We start from the raw sequence: 17880 nt of genomic DNA, 5'->3' as shown, positions 1-17880 counted from the left end.
TGAAAAGCAGCGATCGCTTTCCGTCATTTGATGGGGAGCGGTCGCTGAGCTTTGTTTAACGATAAAAATTATAAGCTTCATATTTACAGAGATATGATTGGCATGGAGGAGAAGAGAATGGAAGCAAAGAAGCCGGAGCTGGCTTGGTTAAGCGACGTAAGCGTATTTAGGGTGAACAGGCTGGACGCCCATTCGGACCACCGGTATTACCGGACGATGGAGGAGGCCGAGGCCGGAGCTCCTATGGAGCTGCGGCAGGAGCTGAACGGCAGCTGGAAGTTTAGCTATGCGGGGACCTCGGAGGAACGTGAAGCGTTATTTTATGACATAAATTATGATTGCAGCGGTTGGGCGGACATTCAGGTGCCGGGCCATATTCAGCTGCAGGGCTTCGGCGCGCCGCAGTATGTGAACACAATGTATCCGTGGGACGGACTGGATCCGGTCCGGCCGCCGCATCTGCCGCAGGATAATCCCGTCGGCAGCTATGTGAAGCACTTCGAGCTGCCGGAGCTGATGCAGGGGAAGCCTGTCTACATTTCGTTCCAGGGAGTGGAGTCGGCCTTCTATGTATGGCTGAACGGTGAGTTCGTCGGTTATGCGGAGGATAGCTTTACGCCTTCCGAATTTGAGCTGACGCCATTTATCCGCGAAGGGGAGAACAAGCTGGCCGTCGAGGTGTATCAGCGGAGCACCGGAAGCTGGCTGGAGGATCAGGATTTTTGGCGGTTCTCGGGTATTTTTCGCGATGTGTATCTGTATACGGTGCCGGACCTTCATGTAAGGGATTTGCGGGTGCGGGCCGATCTCGACGATTCGTATTCGAAGGGAACGCTGACGGTCGATTTGGAGCTGCTGCAGCAGGAGCACCCGGGTGCCTTCGCACGGCTTGAGCTGAAGGATGCTTCGGGGCGGACGGTGATGATGGAGAGCGGCAGGTTCCAGGACGGGACATTACGCATGAGCGCTTCGGCGGGAGCGGTCAAGCTTTGGAGCGCGGAGCTCCCGTATTTGTACAAGGCGTACATCTCAATCATGAACGGTGACGGCGAGCTGGTTGAGGCGATCGTGCAGAAGATAGGTTTCCGCCGCTTCGAAATGAAAAACAAATTAATGTGCTTAAACGGCAAGCGGATCGTATTTAAGGGCGTTAACCGTCATGAGTTCAACTGCCGCAGCGGACGTACGATCACGAAAGAGGATATGCTTTGGGACATTGCGACGCTGAAGCGGAACAACATTAACGCGGTCCGGACCTCGCATTACCCGAACCAGACGCTGTGGTACCAGCTTTGCGACGAGTACGGCGTGTACGTGATCGACGAGATGAATCTGGAATCGCATGGCTCGTGGCAAAAGATGGGCGCGGTCGAGCCTTCCTGGAACGTTCCCGGGAATCTGCCGGAATGGCAGCCGATCGTTATGGACCGGGCGGTATCGATGCTGGAGCGGGATAAAAATCATCCGTCCATCCTGATCTGGTCGTGCGGCAACGAGTCGTACGCGGGAGAGGTGATCCTTAACGTGTCGAACTATTTCCGCAAGGCGGATCCGGGGCGTCTGGTCCATTACGAGGGTGTTTTCCACAACCGCGACTATAATGAGACGAGCGACATGGAAAGCCGGATGTACGCGAAGCCGGCGGATATTGAGGCATACCTGCAGGCGAACCCGGAGAAGCCGTACATCAGCTGCGAATATATGCATGCGATGGGCAACTCGGTCGGGGGGCTGCATAAGTACACGGAGCTTGAGGATCGTTATCCGATGTACCAGGGCGGCTTCATCTGGGATTATATCGATCAGTCGCTCGTGAAGCAAAACCGTGTCGGCCGCGAATATTTGGCTTACGGCGGCGACTTTGACGACCGTCCGACGGACTACAGCTTCTGCGGCAACGGCATTGTGTTCGCAGACCGCACGGTTACGCCGAAAATGCAGGAGGTCAAGTTCCTCTATCAGAACATCAAGCTTGTGCCGCAGCGAGACGGGGTACGGATTGTGAACGGAAATCTCTTTGAGGGAACGGACCGGCTGCTGCTTCAGGCAAGGCTGTACCGCGAAGGCGAAGAGGTGTTTGCTTGGCTGACGAAGGTGGATGTTCAGGCGCAGAGCGAAGGGTTCGTCAAGTTTATGCTGCCGAATCTGGAAGGCAAAGGCGGCGAGTATTGCCTGCATGCGGCGCTTGTGCTGAAGTCGGACGAGCTGTGGGCGGAAGCGGGCTTCGAGGTTGCTTTCGGACAGCATGTGTTCCGGCTTGAGGATGAGGCAAGCGGAGAGGACGCTGACGCATGCGCCGGACAAGTGAAGGTCGTCGAGGGAGACGTCAATATCGGCGTGACGGGCGAAGGTTTTGCGGCGATATTCTCCAAGCAGGCGGGTTCCTTGGTGTCGCTGCGCTACGGCAGCCGCGAGCTGATCGCCGCGCCGCCGACCCCGCTGTTCTGGCGGGCAACGACGGACAACGACAAGGGCTTTGCGCTTGGTTATGAGGCAGGTGCGTGGTACGCGGCAAGTCTGGCGCGCCGCTGCGTGGCGGCGGAGCTCAGCCGGAACGAGGCGGAGGGCAGTGCGACGGTCCGTTACGACTACTCGTTCAGCATCCACGCCGGAATCGGCGTCAGCATGACGTACACGGTGTATCCGGACGGGCGGATCCGGGTGCTTACGGAATACAAAGGGGCGCAGGGCTTGCCGGAGCTGCCGATTTTTGCGGTATCGTTTAAGCTTTCGGCCGATTACGCCTCGTCGGAATGGTATGCGATGGGACCCGAGGAGAACTATATCGACCGCGCATTCGGCGCACGTCTCGGCGTGTTCCAAAGGAAGGTTGCGGATCTGCCTTCGCCGTACCTCGTGCCGCAGGAGTCGGGCAACCGCACCGGCGTCCGCCGCGTGAGCCTGACGGAGAGCGGGGGCAGCGGTCTGCAGATTGCCGCGGCGCCGGATGCGCCTCTCGAGATGAACCTGTCGCCTTATACCGCGTTTGAGCTGGAGCATGCCGCACATGCCTGGGAGCTGCCGGAGGTGCATTACACGGTCGTCACCGTGGCCGGCAGACAGATGGGCGTCGGCGGCGACGACAGCTGGGGCGCTCCGGTGCATCCGGAATACCGGATCCCGTCCGATGCGGATATGGCGTTTGAGTTTTATTTGTCCGGTGTTCGCGGAAAGAAATAGATGGACTGTTCTTAAGCGAGTGAATGTCCCGTCATGACCGGTAAGGGAGAGTATCCTGACATCCTGTCATGCGTGACGGGCAAGGGAATATAATACGATCATGCGTGACAGGCAAGATATATCCGCAAGATACATCGCAGGGGACATCGGCAGGGGACATCGGCAGGGGAGAAGCGGCTCGAGGCATGGAGGCATGCCCGGAGCCGCTTCTTCTTTTTTTCAATTCTAAGAATTTATAAGTTCACACTTATATCGGCTTAGAATTCTCCGCGAAACGAAGCTTCGCCGCCAGAGGACGGCGAAGCCGTTTCCGCTTGTCCAACTGGAAAGACAATCGGCGGAATGGTAATCTGGATTATGAATACGGGGCGTTTATTGATCGCCATTTGGATCGGAGATATGGAAGCAGGTAGAAGACGGGACGGACGGCTTCCACTGCATTATTGCAGCAGGGAGCCGGAATCAGATTGGGCTCGGCGGCTTCCGATGCATATTTTACATCAGACTACGGGAGAATGCGGAAAGAATGCCTGGTTAGGCATGATTCTGATGTAAAGAGTACATTGGAGCAAGGATGTCGGAGATGGACGAGGGCGTTCTGAGGCACAAAGTGCATTGTAGATAGCTCGCGGAGTAGAACGTAGATATCTGAACAAGCAAAAAAGGGGCAAAGGAGGAATGAGGGATGAGCGGGCCGGCTGAAAGTAACGATTCGTGGGACAGCCTGATAGCGGAGGTTTATGAAGCGGCGCTGATGGAAGCGGACGGCAGTGAAGAATGTGCGCCTGCCTCGCCGCTGTCGTCGTTTATGCTGATTTATTGCGACAAAGGGCGTGGAGAGCTTCGTTTCGGGAATCAGACGGCCTCACTCACGCGTCATGCCTTGTATTTGCTGCATCCCGGCACCGCCTACCACATCAAGCCGGAGCAAGGAGCTTCGGTCAAATGGTATATGGTGCGCTTTGACCTGTACCGGGCGGTCGAGCGCAGCGAGCAGCGCCGCTTGTATGAGCGCCAGCTGCATTGGGCCGCGGAAGGCAGCTGCGGCGGGCCGCACAGCCGGATCAAGCAGCAGCTTGTCCTGCTCACGAGACAGGAGCGGGAGATGTCCGCGCCGATCCGGCGGCTGCAGCGGCAGCAGTATGTGATGGAGCTGCTCCAGCTGATCGAGCCCGCGGATACGGCAGGGGGCAGCGGCGAGCCGCAGGAGCTGTGGCTGCAGCAGGCGCTCCGCTACATTCAAGAGCATTACCACCGGGAGATCCGGGTGGAAGCGCTGGCGGAGATCGCCGGCCTGCATCCCGTTTATTTCTCCCAGCAGTTCAAGCGGCATATGCACAAATCCCCAAGCGCTTATATGACGGAGCTGCGGATCAACCGGGCCAAGGAGCTGCTGCTGGTCACGGACAAAAACATGCGCGAGGTCGCCCAGTTCGTCGGCTATCGCGATGAGTTTTATTTTAGCCGCCGGTTCAAGGAAAGCACGGGAGTTCCCCCGACGGCTTATGTCAAACAGGCAAGCCCCAGCGTCATTTCGCTTTCTTATCCGTGCACGGACCATCTCTACACGCTCGGGGTGCATCCCCGCGCCGCCCAGCTGCATGAAAGCTTTGACTTTCATACGGAGGAGCTCCGGCTCCCGATGCACGGCTCCGAAGCCTGGGAGGCCGGCCGCGACACGTTTCTGGCATTGCGCCCGGATCTGATCCTGTGCAAGGATAACCTGCTGAGAAAAGCTCGCGAGCACATTGGGGATATCGCGCCGATTTTGTCCATTCCGTGGGTGAACATGGATGTGTTCGGGCATTTGAAGCAAATTGCGCTTATGGTCGACCGCAAGCTGAACGCGCAGCTGTGGCTGGACCGTTTCAGGCAGCAGGAGGAGCAGGGACGCAAAGCGATCCGGCAGAAGGCGGGCGGCGCCGTGCTTGCCATCTGCGTGCTGAGGGAGAATGGCCTGCGGATGTACAGCACGCGCAATGTCGGCCACGTCTTTTACCGCTCGCTGCAGCTGCAGATGCCCGACCGGATCCGCCGGGAAACGGAGAAGCACGAGCCTGGCACCGGCTTCAACTGGTTGAAGCTTGAGCCGGAGGAGCTGACGGATTATGATGCGGATATTTTGCTGCTGCTGGTCCGTTCGGATGGCGAGAAAGCCCGGATGGAGCGGGTGCTGGCCGAGGATCCTGTGTGGCGGCGGCATACGGCGGTGCGCACGAAGCGTTATTTGATTCTGGATTGGAATCAATGGATGGTCTATGCGCCGAGCTCGCTTGAACGGCAGCTGGAATCGGCGGTCAGGCTGCTGACCGGCATGAGCTGAGGGGCTGAGGTGGCGAGCCTCCAAAGGACGGCACAGAACCGGGCTGCGCAAAGAGGTGATGCAGCTCACGGTTCGTGCGCAGCATCAGCCTTTTACGCTTGTCCGACGGTTCGGTCACCGCGGTTTCCGCCCACGCTTGAAAAGTCCAAATCAAAAATCTTGGATTCCGGCATGGACTCTCTGTATGCCTTCTTATACAATTGCTTTTATTGATAAAGATTATCATTATTAACGATTTTGGGGGACACGGAAATGAACGTTTATGCAACCAGACCAACACGATGGCTCAGACGCGGTGGAGCTCTTATGCTATTGTTGTTTCTCGTACTGGCAATAGCCGCTTGCTCGGCAAACGGGCAAACGCCTAAAGCCTCAGACGAAGCAGCGCCTCAGACGGAGGCGTCGCCTGAAGCCGCGAAATCGGGCGAGCGCGTCATTGAGCACGACGGAGGGAAAACGACGATTACCGGCGAGCCGCAAAAAATTGCCGTGCTGGATTACCGGCTCGCGGACACGTTGCTTGCGCTCGGGATCAAGCCGTATGCGATGGCTACTTATATGGGCAAAACCGATTTGCCTTATATCGACGGGGAGCAGCTCGCCGATGTCATCCCGCTGGGTGACGAGGTGAATCTGGAGGCGCTGGCGGCTGCCGGGCCGGATCTGATTATTGCCCGTTCAACGGATATGCTGGAAAATTTGGAGAAAATCGCGCCAACGATCGTAGCCGGCAAACAGGACGATTGGAAGGAAGGCTTGCGGGAGATGGGGCGATTCCTGAACCGGGAGGCCGAGGCGGAGGCATGGCTGGCCGAGTTTGACAAGAAGGCGGCGGAGCTGGGCAAGGAGATCGCCGACCGCTTAGGGCCGGACACTACTTACCTGTACCTTCGGGTAATGCCCAAGGAGGTTCGGGTGCATGGAACCGGGCAGGCGTTGTCGCAGACCTTGTTCGGAGAGCTGGGGCTGAAGCCGGTGGCCGGACTGGACAAGGTGAAGAAAATTGAAACGATTTCGGCGGAAGCTCTGCCTGATTTTGATGCGGACATCATTTTCATGGAGGTAGGGACACCGTCCGCAGACGGCGACAAGGATGCGAGGAAATACCTGAGCGGGCTGCAGGAGACGATGGTGTGGCAGGGTCTCAGCGCCGTTAAGAACGGCAAATTGTACGAGGTCCCGCAGTGGATCATCAGCGATTATCCGCATATCAAATGGAAGTCGCTGGATATTATCCGCGAGGCACTTTTGTCTGAGTAGGGACGATCAACGGAAAAGGAATAAAACGACGAGAAAGAGACCACAGGGTCTCTTTCTTTGTGCTTACTGATATAGGGCCGGTATTAAGAATTTATGGCATCTCCCGTTCTTCCGCTATAAGCATGGGAATGAGGACGTCTGCCGTTTACTGTCGTATAACCTTCAAATAAATGGTAATGTCCCCCTCCTGGAAGAGGAATGGAAGGGCCGGTCGTTCCCTGAATGAGGTGGGTGTGACCATCATCTACAGAGGTCACCGTATAATAATTGTGTACGTGAGGCACGCCGGTAGGAGCGGGAGCCGTCCAATTGACGTAATGATGGGAGTGGCCGTCGTTAACGGAAGTCATCCCTGCAAAAGAATGGATATGGACCTGCCTGCCGTTCCAATGGGTTAAATATAGTTTATGTGCATGATTGCCATCGTCGTCTTCAGAATACATAACGAATCCGGATACCGGAATGTTCATCTAAATCCCCTTTCCTAATGCCAATTCAAATACTGGATAGTCTATGTGGAGACTTATGAGACAGGAAACGGCCAATGCCCACCGTTAAAAAAATAAACCTCAAACGGCTTTTTACGGCACTTTAACCAACGTCGAAGGATAGGTAATTATTCCCTTTTTGCCCCGCGGCAATTTCGTTATTCTTAGAGGAGCTCTACAAAGGAGGAGATGACTTTATGAAAAAACGGATTGGAATTATCGGAGGCGGTACTGCGGGATTGCAGCTGGCCTATTCTTTGAAAAATGATTTTGACGTCACGCTGCATCATTACGAGGAAGCGGAAGAGCTTCGCCGCGGAAGAATTCAATCGACACAGGTACATTTTCGTCCGGCGCTGGACCGGGAGCAGCGATTTCAAATGCCGGCAGCGGATGCAGCCCCACCAATTAAAACGATCCACTTCACTTTGGGCCAGCAGAAGCTGTTTGTAGGGAGGCTGACAGGCGCGGCATCGTCTGTCGATCAGCGGATGGCCTACGCCGCGGCGTTGGAAGATTTGGCGCAGCAAGGTGTACGCTTGCACAAAGCCCGCGTATCGCGGAGCGAGATTCCGGCCTTGTCTGAAGCTTATGAGCTGTTGATCGACGCCACAGGAAAGACTGGCCCGCTCGTTGACTTCCCGGTGGAAGCCGAGCTGACGCCATTCCATTCTCCGCAGCGCAAATGCATCGTCGGTTATTTTAAAGGGGTAGCCCCGGTAGAGCCCGAGGGAGTTTCAATCACGGTGCTTCCCGGTACAGGTGAAATGTTTGAAATTCCCGCGTTAACGGAGCGGGGACCGGTCACCATTTTATTTATAGAAGCGGTGCCTGAGGGAATATTGGATGTGTTTAAAGGGGTACGAACCGCTCAAGAGTTCACGGAAAAAATGAAGAGCGTTGTGCAGCGCTATTTTCCGGAAATTGATGGGCGCGTCGATCCGGATCGGTTCTCTTTTGCGGACGAGGCGGCATATCTCCAGACGGCGATTACACCGGTTATTCGCCGGCCGTATCTGGTGCAAAGCGGTAAGTTAGTGCTGGGATGCGGGGACAGTGTTTTCCTTGCGGATCCGATTACCGGTCAAGGCTGCAATACGGCTTCCTATTGTGCGGAGCAGCTGTTTGAGACGCTTATCGCACATAAGGATTCCCCGTGGGATGAAATGGTCGGAATCGATTATTGGAACCGCACCCGCCCTTACATAACGGCAGTAACGGAATGGACCAATGCGATGACGGGGCCTCTGCCCGATCACGTAGCACAAGTCCTTATGCAGGCAGCTGCAGATCAGCAGACCGCCGACCGTGTAGCTCATTGGTTCGAGAACCCTCCGAAGGCGTATGAGGTATTTTTCAAGTCATAGATTCTTAAAGATTTTAACGAGGCTGTCAGTGATGATGCGTGGCGGCCTCTTTGTGCTGCTTGATGGGGGGGGGAGAATGGCTGCAGTCGAAACGGAACCGAATAACCATTATAATGAAGAAAAGGATGATAGAATCGCAGGATGGCTTGATCAATTTGAGGGGAGAGGGACGAATGAGCGGGATCTTCGAACGGCTGCGCAAGGGATACGGTAAAAAACTCGTTTCGCTGCATGCCTGGAACGGCTGGATTGTCGTCATTTTGGCATTGACCGGGTTAATCCTGATCGGCGGCTTCTGGCGGGGCTTTCTCGGCGAGGGGCGAGTGTGGATCAAGTGGGCGCATATCGTCGTCGGACTGGCTTCGATTTTGCCGGTTCTCTATTATTTGCTGCTCGCGGGCAAGCACTGGAAGCAGCTGAAGCAGAAGCCTTGGCAGCGCTTTAACGTGCTTGTTGTGCTCGGCCTGCTGCTTGGCTGGTTTGTATCGGGTGCGCTGCTGTGGCAGTTCAAGGCGGTCGGCCTGCGCGTATCGAATGCGGCGCTTGTCGCGCATGATTTGCTGACCTGGATCGGCCTTCCTTATATCATTTACCATTCCATCACCCGGGCAAAATGGCTCAAAGAGCCGGCCCGTCGCACCATTCGCGACGAACGGCAGGAGGAAAGCGTGCATCCGGCTGCCCCTCAGCCGGTATATACGCGGCGGGCGTTCATTCGCGGAGCGATTGGAGCCGGTCTTGCGGTGACGCTCGGGCCGTCTTTTCTGAAGTGGCTGGGCACTTCCCTCGGAAGCGCCGGCGGCAGCGAAACGATCGACAAGCTGATCGAAAACAATGCCAACGCTCTGACGCCCGACCCGCTGCCGCTTCCGGCATCCGCACCGCCTGTCGGCGGGGGAGCGCAGGGACAGTTTCGGGTGTACACGGTTACACCGATTCCAAGCTTCACGAATGAGACTTGGTCGTTTACGATTGACGGTCTCGTAGAGCGACCAGCGACCTGGAAATGGGAGAAGTTCCTGGAGCTCAGGCGCTCCGTGCAGGTGAGCGATTTCCACTGCGTGACGGGCTGGTCCGTCTACAAAAACACGTGGGAGGGCATCCCGCTGAAGGAGCTGCTGAAGATGGCCGGCGTGAAGGTGAACGCGAAGACGGTGAAATTTTATTCCGGGGACGGGGTTTATACCGATACGCTGACGCTGGAGCAGGCGGATATGGATGACGTGATGGTGGCGGTGCTGCATGACGGCAAGCCGATCCCGAGCGATCTCGGCGGCCCGGTCCGGCTCGTCGTTCCGAAAATGTACGCGTACAAGTCGGTCAAATGGCTGAACCGGATCGAGCTGATCGAGGGGGAGCATGTCGGGTATTGGGAGGCACGCGGATACTCGAACGATGCTTGGGTTTAGACGGTCAGACGCTTAGAAAGAGTGCGGCAGCAGGCGGATAGTAAAAGATGCGGAAACAGCCGGGCGGTTAGGAAGGTACTGGTTGTTTCCCTATTTTCGGAGCTGAAGGGTGGATGAGGGAATGGAAGAGCGGAAAGTACTGCAACAATCGTTCAGGCTGGAGCTGGAGGATGGCTTGTCGTTAAAGGGCGATGTCCGGGTACGGGAGGACGGGGGACGTAAGCCGGTTATTTTGTTCTCGCACGGCTTTAAGGGCTTTAAGGATTGGGGCTTTATGCCGTATGCGGCGGAGAAGCTGGCTTTGCAGGAATTTGCTGTCATTACGTTTAATTACTCCTGTAACGGTGTGGATGTGACCGACTTTGACGAGCTGGAGCGTTTCGCCCAAAATACGTATTCCCGTGAATTAGCCGATTTGGAAGCCGTGCTGTCGGCGGTGCTGGAGGAGCGGCTGCCGCTCGCAGGCTTGATGGATCGCGGGCAGGTGTTTTTGCTCGGCCACAGCCGGGGAGGCGGCAACAGCGTGCTGTTCGCGGCGGAGCACCCGGATCGGATTCATGGCGTCGTGACGTGGAACGGGATCGCCGATTGCGATTTGTTCACGGCCGAGTTTCGCGAGCAGGTGCTGCGGGAGGGTGTCGGGTATGTGGACAACGCCCGCACGAAGCAGAAAATGCCGATAGCCGCTTCGTTCTTCGAGGATCTCGACAGGAACCGGGAGCGGTTCGATATTAAGGCAAAGGCGGCGGTCATGGGGACGCCGGTGCTGTTCATCCAAGGCGACCGCGATTCGGAGCGGATTTGGACGGGCTTCGAGCAGCTGCGGGCGGCTGCGCCGCGGCACCGTTTTGCCGTGCTGGAGGGGGCGAACCACACGTTTGGGGCGGTGCATCCTTTTGCCGGAACGACGGAGGATTTGGAGCGGGCGATCGAAAGGACTGGAGCGTTCTTCGCGTCTTTGCGTGTGAAGTCGGAGGAATCTTAGAGGCAGGGGGAAATACCTGGCGGAGCGGGTTGCTCGAGGCGGCAATGCGGCTGAAAGGAAGAGCGGGCAAACGCTGCTGTGGCACTTACTATATGGATGAAGGAGCGATGGAGGATGTCATTTTATAAACCGGTTGAGTGGTTGGCGGAGCGTTTGGGACAGGAAGGGCTTGTCGTTGTAGATGCGAGGTATGCGTTAAACGATTCGGAGGCGGGCAGCAGGGCTTATGCGGAGGGACATATTCCAGGCGCGTACTATTTGAGCCTCAGCCATGATTTGTCCGGGCCGAAGCGCCCTGGAGGAGAGGGCGGACGCCATCCGCTGCCGGAGCCTGCCGCGCTGGCGGCTGTGCTTGGCCGCATCGGTATTGACCGCAGTACGACGGTCATCGCGTACGACGATCAGGGCGGTGCGATGGCTTCCCGTCTGCGCTGGCTGCTGCAGTGGACGGGACATGATGCCGATGTTTATGTGCTCGAAGGCGGTTTTGCCGCTTGGCTTGCGGCAGGATATGAGGTTAGCAAGGAAACGCCGGCTGAAGCTGCCGGAGTTGTGTACGAGCCGCAGGTGCAGGAGGGTATGCTCGTGAGCAGGGCGGAAGTGCTGGAGCGGCTGGGTCAGCCCGGCACGGTGCTGATCGACTCGCGCGAAGCGCCGCGCTACCGCGGCGAGGTCGAGCCGCTCGATCCCGCGGCCGGCCATATCCCAGGCGCGATCAACCGCTTCTGGGCCGAAGGCAAGCGCGCCGACGGCAGCTGGAAGTCGCCCACTGAGCAGGCGGAACGCTTCGCGGGCATTTCGCAGGACGATGAGATCATCGTCTACTGCGGCTCGGGCGTGACGGCCACGCCGAACGTTTTTGCGCTGCAGGATGCGGGTTTCCGCAATGTGAAGCTTTATGCGGGGAGCTGGAGTGATTGGAGTTCGGATAAGGGGAATCCGGTTGCTGTGGGGGACCAGCAAGAAACTAGAAGTGTATAACAGTACTTATTTAATGGATACATCGCCTTGTGGACTGAATGGTCAAGGCGATGTATTTTTTAGGTCGAAGTCAACGTGGGATTAACAATCGTATGCTGTAAGTAATCTCAGAAATTGCCGAGCTGAACACAAAATCGTAAACTTTTAATAGACACTATGATTTTCGGATGTCCATATCCGAGGGCTTTGTCCTCACGTTAATTCAACCCTTTGGCATCGAAGTCAACACTCTATGTGTGCGTGATTGAAATCAACATGGAGTCAACAAGTTTATTCGAATCGTAGAGAGTCATTGAAATTACAAATATTACTCATGTAGACGTTCTGACACTCAATAGGTACTGCCTGTTAGTAGTAATTTGAATAACGTCAGTTTAAAATCAATCGTGGGAAACTATACCACCAGTAACGGCGTATAATGTTAAACCAGATTAAAAAGTATTTGCAAGAAAGGGGTTATAATGGTATTTTAATCCTAATACTTTATAGTCCTAGTCTTAAAGCAAGATCAATAATTTGTTAAGATATGGATACGAAAAGGGACAGTACATAAAGGGGTGTTAGTGTTGAAGGCTAAAACTATTGTATTATTTAACCACAAGGGTGGAGTAAGTAAAACGACAACAACTTATAATTTAGGTTGGAAATTAAGCACACTTGGTAAGAATGTGCTTTTGGTTGATGCAGACCCTCAATGTAATTTGACTAGCCTATTATTAGGGGACGATTTCGATGACTTTTATACCAATGAACCTACTAACTCAGCGAATTTAAAGGATGCTGTGAAAGTAGCTTTTGAGGGTAAACCAAGACCTATCGCAGCTATTGATTGCTTTATTCCAAAACACAATCCTAATTTATTTCTTATTCCAGGTCATATGGATTTATCAGAATACGATCCATCATTGAGTCTAGCACTAAACAGCAACAATGCAATTTCAACTTTACAAAATCTACCAGGTGCTTTTTATGAACTTATTAGACTTTGCTCGGAAAAATATGATATTGACTACGTTCTCATTGACATGAACCCAGGTCTAAGTGCAATTAATCAAACGTTTTTCATGTCTTCTGATGCATTTATTATTCCTACAAATCCAGATCCATTTTCAATAATGGCACTAAAAACTCTAAAGACTGTGCTACCTCGGTGGAAGAGATGGTCACTTCAATCGAGGGAAATATTTAAAGATGCTTCCTATCCTTTACCTAGTACAGAAATGAAATTTATTGGTGAAATAGTGCAAAGGTTCAATTTGAGAAATAAAAGGGCCGCGAGACCTTATCAAGGTAAAATTGACGAGATAAAAACGTACGTTGAGGATGAGCTTGTGCCAGAACTCGAAAGACATTCAATGACGTACGATATCTCGGAACTGATACGTGGTGGCAGGCTCGAGAATCACTGCTTAGCTGAAATATCTGAATTTGGAGCATTATTACAAAAAGCAAATGTTGCAATGGTTCCAGTATTCGCTTTGACAGATCAGCAAATAGGAGAAACAGGCCCAGTTTTAGAACAGATGGCTGCTAATCGGGACAGATTTAATCAAATTTTCACTAGTATGGCTAATGTTGTTTTGGGGCTTGTAAAATGAATTCATCATTTGCGCTGTTTAAGTCACTTTTAGAAGACACAAAGAACTCAAGAGCATTGTATCAATTTTTGAAAAATGTAGTGAAGCCCCCGTATGATTATTCAGATCTATTGAGGTGGCAGTGGGCACAATCTGTCTCAGCGTTAGATAAGTTAATACATGATTTAGTTAGAGTAGGAATGGTTGAATCATTTTTAGGAACTCGCTCTCCAACCTCCAAATTTCTTGGATTTGGATTTACATTGGATACACACTTACAACTTACTCAAAATACAGCATCTGCAACATTTTTATTCGAACAAATGGTTACACAGAAGCATGGTTACCTATCTTTTCAAGAGCCCGACAAGATAGCAGATGCATTATCGAATATTTGGAATGAGCAACATAAATGGCAAAAGATTTCTTCAGAGCTTGGATTTAATGAGAACTATACGAAGACTATGTTGAAAAATATTACTATTCGCCGGAATCAAATTGTGCATGAAGGTGATTACTCAAACAGCCTTTTGCAACGACAACCTATTTCGGAAGAAGATGTTGAAATTACGCTTGATTTCATTGATAGACTAGGAGAAGTAATCTATAATTTGGTCAAGTTATAAATTAAGCAAAATAAAGATCTGAAGAATATTCAGTAACTACTCTAAAGTGCGCTCTGAGAAATAATTATGGTAATAATTATTCTTGTATTGATTGTCTTCATGGTGTAGACATTCATTGAAGAAATATTACAAGTGGTGTGCAATTTACTTATAGATTAGAAGATGTGAAGAAACGAATAGAGGAATTTAAAACTATATGGAAATGTCGAGTTATCTCTGGTTGTATTAATCAAGATATTACCGATATTCCAATTTTTAAGAGGCTTCTTCCTGAGTCAAGTATTATTTCAGGATTTTCACTTAGTAACAACACAAATCGACCCGAATTTTCTTTCTATGCTAAAGATATTAACCCAGATAAAATAGAGATTGACGGAGATACTATTACTATTTACTTGAAACCAGAAGGGAAGATTTTATTTTTCTGTACTTCACCATTTAGTTAATGCTCTACAGTACCCTATTATAGGGGTACAAAAAAGTTGGTTGAGGTAAGGATTGGCCGCAGAAGAGGCGCAACATAAACTGAAAGATAATAATCAAGTTAATTTAACAAATCGATAAGTCATTTAAAGAAGGAGTAGCCACGGTATGCTCCTTACGTGTTTTTGCCGATAGATCCTTTAAGCTGGTGCATATCACAAGTGAGGCGAAATTTTTTGGTGTCGAAGAGCAAGAAGTTTCGCCTTTACGACGATACGTAGAAACGTATCATAGTGATAGTAAAGGAATGAATTAGCCTCCGAAGGCTGAACATAATGACCACGATAGGCTAATAAAAATAGGTTCCTTAGCGCTTTCCCCAGATCAAGCCAATTGCTAGTGACACTCTCTAGTAGAATATAACAGTTGGAGCGATTGAATTTCTGAAAGCGAGAATCCGGTTGCGGTGGGGGACGAGGAAAAGGCTTAAACAGCATATTAGTATCGGCTTGAAGTACATCGCTCATCTGGCGATGTACTTCTTTGCGTTGTGCCTAGGGGCGTCGAAGTCAACACGGAGTCAACCTCAGCCTCCTGAAAATTCTTTCAGGAAGCTCTGAAGCGAGCGCTCTCTCGGCTGAAGGCAACTCCCTGCAAGCTTAAAGAAGATGTTGAGCCAACAACAAGAAACTTCTCGAAGCTTAATCAAAAGAGAATCAACCATCGATTACAGACTAGGTCGGGTCAGCAAACAAAGAAGTTTTCTGTGACTGCTTTATTATAACAGTTCTCTCTTCTCAACATACTCTGTGTAATTCTATTCTATTTTCCATTTAAGTAAGCTTATATGACGCATCTAGTACATGGCATCGAGGCGTAGTGGTGTCGCCCATCCGGTTCGTCAGCTCGTAGAATTCGCTGAAGTCGTGATACGGCACCGTCGCCGTGGCCATGGCTTCTGAAGCCGTTGTAAGCGTCTATTCTGCCGAACGTAATTACACACGTAACGATATTTTGCAAGATTGGATTTTGGTTCCAACCGGAAAGCGCTTATAATAGGAGCACACGATAACGACATGGGGCAGGTGTGAATGCCATGCAAGCAAAGATAATGGTCATCGAAGACGAAAAAGCGATCTCGGACGCGATCTCCTATGCTTTGAAGCGCGAAGGTTACGCAGTGGAGGTTATCGATCGCGGGGATACCGCCGCGAAGCGTCTTGTCGAGACTCGTCCCGACGCCATCATTCTCGATGTGATGCTGCCCGGCATGGACGGCTATGACGTGCTGAAGAAGCTGCATGACAAAGGCGGAATCGGCGTAATCATGCTGACGGCCAAGGAAGACATCGTAAATAAGGTGCTCGGGCTGGAGCTTGGGGCCGACGACTATATGACGAAGCCCTTCGACATGCGGGAGCTGCTCGCGCGGCTCAAGTCCTTGCTTAGAAGAATTCAGGCTGCCGGAGAGAAAAAAGACCCAATTGAGGTTCAGCTAGGCGGAGTGAAGGTGCACGTCGCTAGAAGAACGGTTATGGCGGGAGAACGCAAGCTGGAGCTTACGCCCAAGGAATTCGATCTGATGGCGCTGCTGGCAGCCAATCCCGACAGGGTGTACGAGAGAGAACAATTGCTGGACCTGGTGTGGGGGATGGATTATTACGGAGGTACGCGTACGGTAGACATTCATGTTCAGCGGCTGCGCAAGAAGCTGGGACCCGACTACGGCGACACCATCCAAACCGTCCATGGCATCGGCTACAGGGCGTCCGGAGGACACGGTGAGAATTAGCATCAAGCTGAAGTTCAGCCTGTTCCTCGCCGGCCTTCTGCTGCTCACGGTATTCGTTCTCAGCCTGTTAATCTTGCAGGGAATCGAGCGGAATCAGCGCGCGCAGTCGGAGGGGCTCCTCGCTCAGCAAGCCGACACGGCGAACGTTTATTTCGAGCAATCCATCATGGAGCAATCCAATAAAGTTCCCCAGACATTTTTGGAGAACAATGGTGTGGCATTCGGCAAGCAACTGGAACTGATTAGCGGGCAGCCTGTCGTCCTGTACGATTGGAGCGGCGCCGTCATAGGGAGGAGGGCCGCGGCTCCTCCATCCGGCAGTATCAAGCGGACGCTGGCGTATGCGCTGGAGAACAAGATCGCTTATTTGGTGGAAGGGGAGTCTATGTATTATTTAACCCCGCTGCGCGCGGGGGGCGAGCAGGTCGGCGTTGTTCAGTTCTATTATTCCCTTCGTGACCATAAAGACTTTTACAAGGAGATCAAGCGATTGTTCATCTACATCGGAGCGGGCGTGTTCGTGCTCAGCTTCCTTTTGGCCTACTTGTTTTTCAACTCCTTTGCTCTCAGCATCATTAAACTGAACGATACGGTAAGCCGTATCCGGGAGGGACAGTTTGCGGCGCCGGACATGAAGCGGAGGGACGAGATCGGGGAGCTCGGCGCAGGCATTGCCGCGATGAGCGAACGTATCATGGCCACGATGCGTGATAAGGACGAGGAGCGGGAAAAGCTGGCGCTTGCGGTTCGCAAGTTATCTGAGCTGGATCGGCAGCAGAAGGAGTTTATCGGCAATGTCACTCATGAGTTCAAGACGCCGCTCACTTCCATTAAAGCCTACCTTGATCTGCTCGATATGTATCCTGATGACGAGGAGTTGCTGGCCACGGCCAAAACCCATATCGCCGGAGAGACGCAGAGGCTCTACGAAATGGTGGAGAAGGTGTTGCAGTTGTCCGCGATGGAGAAATACGATTTTGAGTATAACAAGGAAAAGCTCGAGGTACGGGGTACAATTGAATCGGTGCTGCACAGCTTAAAGGGGAAAATGGAGAAGTTTGGCCTCGTCTTGGAGACGGATTTGCACGAAGCCTACATCGAAGCCGATAAGGATTATATGAATATCGTGCTTGCGAACCTGCTGGACAACGCCATCAAATACAACAAGACGGACGGCCGCATCTGCATAAGCAACTTCGTCAGGGACAATGAGGTCGTCATCGAAATATCCGACACAGGGATCGGCGTTCCTGACGAGGTCGCGGATAAAATTTTTGAAGCTTTCTACACGGTGGATAGGAACAGAGCCAGGGAGCATGGCGGTGCCGGCCTTGGGCTGTCGCTGGCGAAGCGGTATGCCGAGACGCAGGGGGGCAGCATCTCCATTGTGAAGTCGGATAACAACGGCACGACGTTCCGAATGACGTTCCGGGCTCAATCTCGATAAGATTGTTTACAACTTGGAAACA

The 17880-nt window shown here is 52.6% G+C and carries 12 protein-coding genes; 11 read left to right on the top strand and 1 reads right to left on the bottom strand.

Annotation, left to right across the window (positions count from 1 at the left end):
* The first annotated feature begins 117 nt into the window (after positions 1-117).
* The 3 genes from KP806_RS17995 (at position 118) to KP806_RS17985 (ending at position 6763) form a co-directional block, all read left to right on the top strand.
* Positions 118-3180: a glycoside hydrolase family 2 TIM barrel-domain containing protein gene (locus KP806_RS17995; protein ID WP_224725109.1), complete on the top strand. Its 3063-nt coding sequence runs from the start codon at positions 118-120 to the stop codon at positions 3178-3180.
* Positions 3181-3865: 685 nt separating this feature from the next.
* Entirely contained in the window at positions 3866-5503 is a 1638-nt protein-coding gene (locus KP806_RS17990; protein ID WP_224725108.1) for an AraC family transcriptional regulator, read from the top strand.
* 306 nt (positions 5504-5809) lie between these two features.
* Entirely contained in the window at positions 5810-6763 is a 954-nt protein-coding gene (locus KP806_RS17985) for an ABC transporter substrate-binding protein (protein WP_224725107.1), read from the top strand.
* A gap of 83 nt (positions 6764-6846) precedes the next feature.
* Here the strand turns inward: KP806_RS17985 and KP806_RS17980 are convergent, their stop codons facing one another.
* Entirely contained in the window at positions 6847-7233 is a 387-nt protein-coding gene (locus KP806_RS17980) for a YmaF family protein (RefSeq protein WP_224725106.1), read from the bottom strand.
* Positions 7234-7448: 215 nt separating this feature from the next.
* Between KP806_RS17980 and KP806_RS17975 the strand changes: the two genes are divergently transcribed.
* The 8 genes from KP806_RS17975 to KP806_RS17940 all read left to right on the top strand — a co-directional run bounded on the left by KP806_RS17975 (position 7449) and on the right by KP806_RS17940 (position 17858).
* A complete protein-coding gene (locus KP806_RS17975; protein WP_224725105.1) occupies positions 7449-8618 on the top strand; it encodes a styrene monooxygenase/indole monooxygenase family protein in 1170 nt (389 codons plus the stop codon).
* Positions 8619-8791: 173 nt separating this feature from the next.
* Entirely contained in the window at positions 8792-10027 is a 1236-nt protein-coding gene (locus tag KP806_RS17970; protein WP_224725104.1) for a molybdopterin-dependent oxidoreductase, read from the top strand.
* Between the two features lie 121 nt (positions 10028-10148).
* Positions 10149-11012, top strand: a complete 864-nt coding sequence (locus KP806_RS17965; RefSeq protein ID WP_224725103.1) for an alpha/beta hydrolase family protein — start codon at positions 10149-10151, stop codon at positions 11010-11012.
* 114 nt (positions 11013-11126) lie between these two features.
* Positions 11127-11993: a sulfurtransferase gene (locus KP806_RS17960; protein WP_224725102.1), complete on the top strand. Its 867-nt coding sequence runs from the start codon at positions 11127-11129 to the stop codon at positions 11991-11993.
* A 566-nt stretch (positions 11994-12559) separates the two neighbouring features.
* Entirely contained in the window at positions 12560-13591 is a 1032-nt protein-coding gene (locus KP806_RS17955; RefSeq protein WP_263575761.1) for a ParA family protein, read from the top strand.
* Complete coding sequence (locus tag KP806_RS17950; protein WP_224725100.1) at positions 13588-14196, top strand: HEPN domain-containing protein; 609 nt, start codon at positions 13588-13590, stop codon at positions 14194-14196. The genes KP806_RS17955 and KP806_RS17950 overlap by 4 nt, the downstream gene beginning before the upstream one ends.
* Positions 14197-15715: 1519 nt before the next feature.
* A complete protein-coding gene (locus KP806_RS17945; RefSeq protein WP_224725099.1) occupies positions 15716-16411 on the top strand; it encodes a response regulator transcription factor in 696 nt (231 codons plus the stop codon).
* Positions 16401-17858, top strand: a complete 1458-nt coding sequence (locus KP806_RS17940) for a sensor histidine kinase (protein WP_224725098.1) — start codon at positions 16401-16403, stop codon at positions 17856-17858. The genes KP806_RS17945 and KP806_RS17940 overlap by 11 nt, the downstream gene beginning before the upstream one ends.
* Positions 17859-17880 lie beyond the last annotated feature (22 nt).

Origin of the sequence: Paenibacillus vietnamensis, from assembly GCF_020169515.1 — a bacterium.
Lineage (GTDB): Bacteria > Bacillota > Bacilli > Paenibacillales > Paenibacillaceae > Pristimantibacillus > Pristimantibacillus vietnamensis.
The sequence above is the reverse complement of the archived record's forward strand: the minus strand, read 5'-3'. Positions and strand labels throughout refer to the sequence as shown.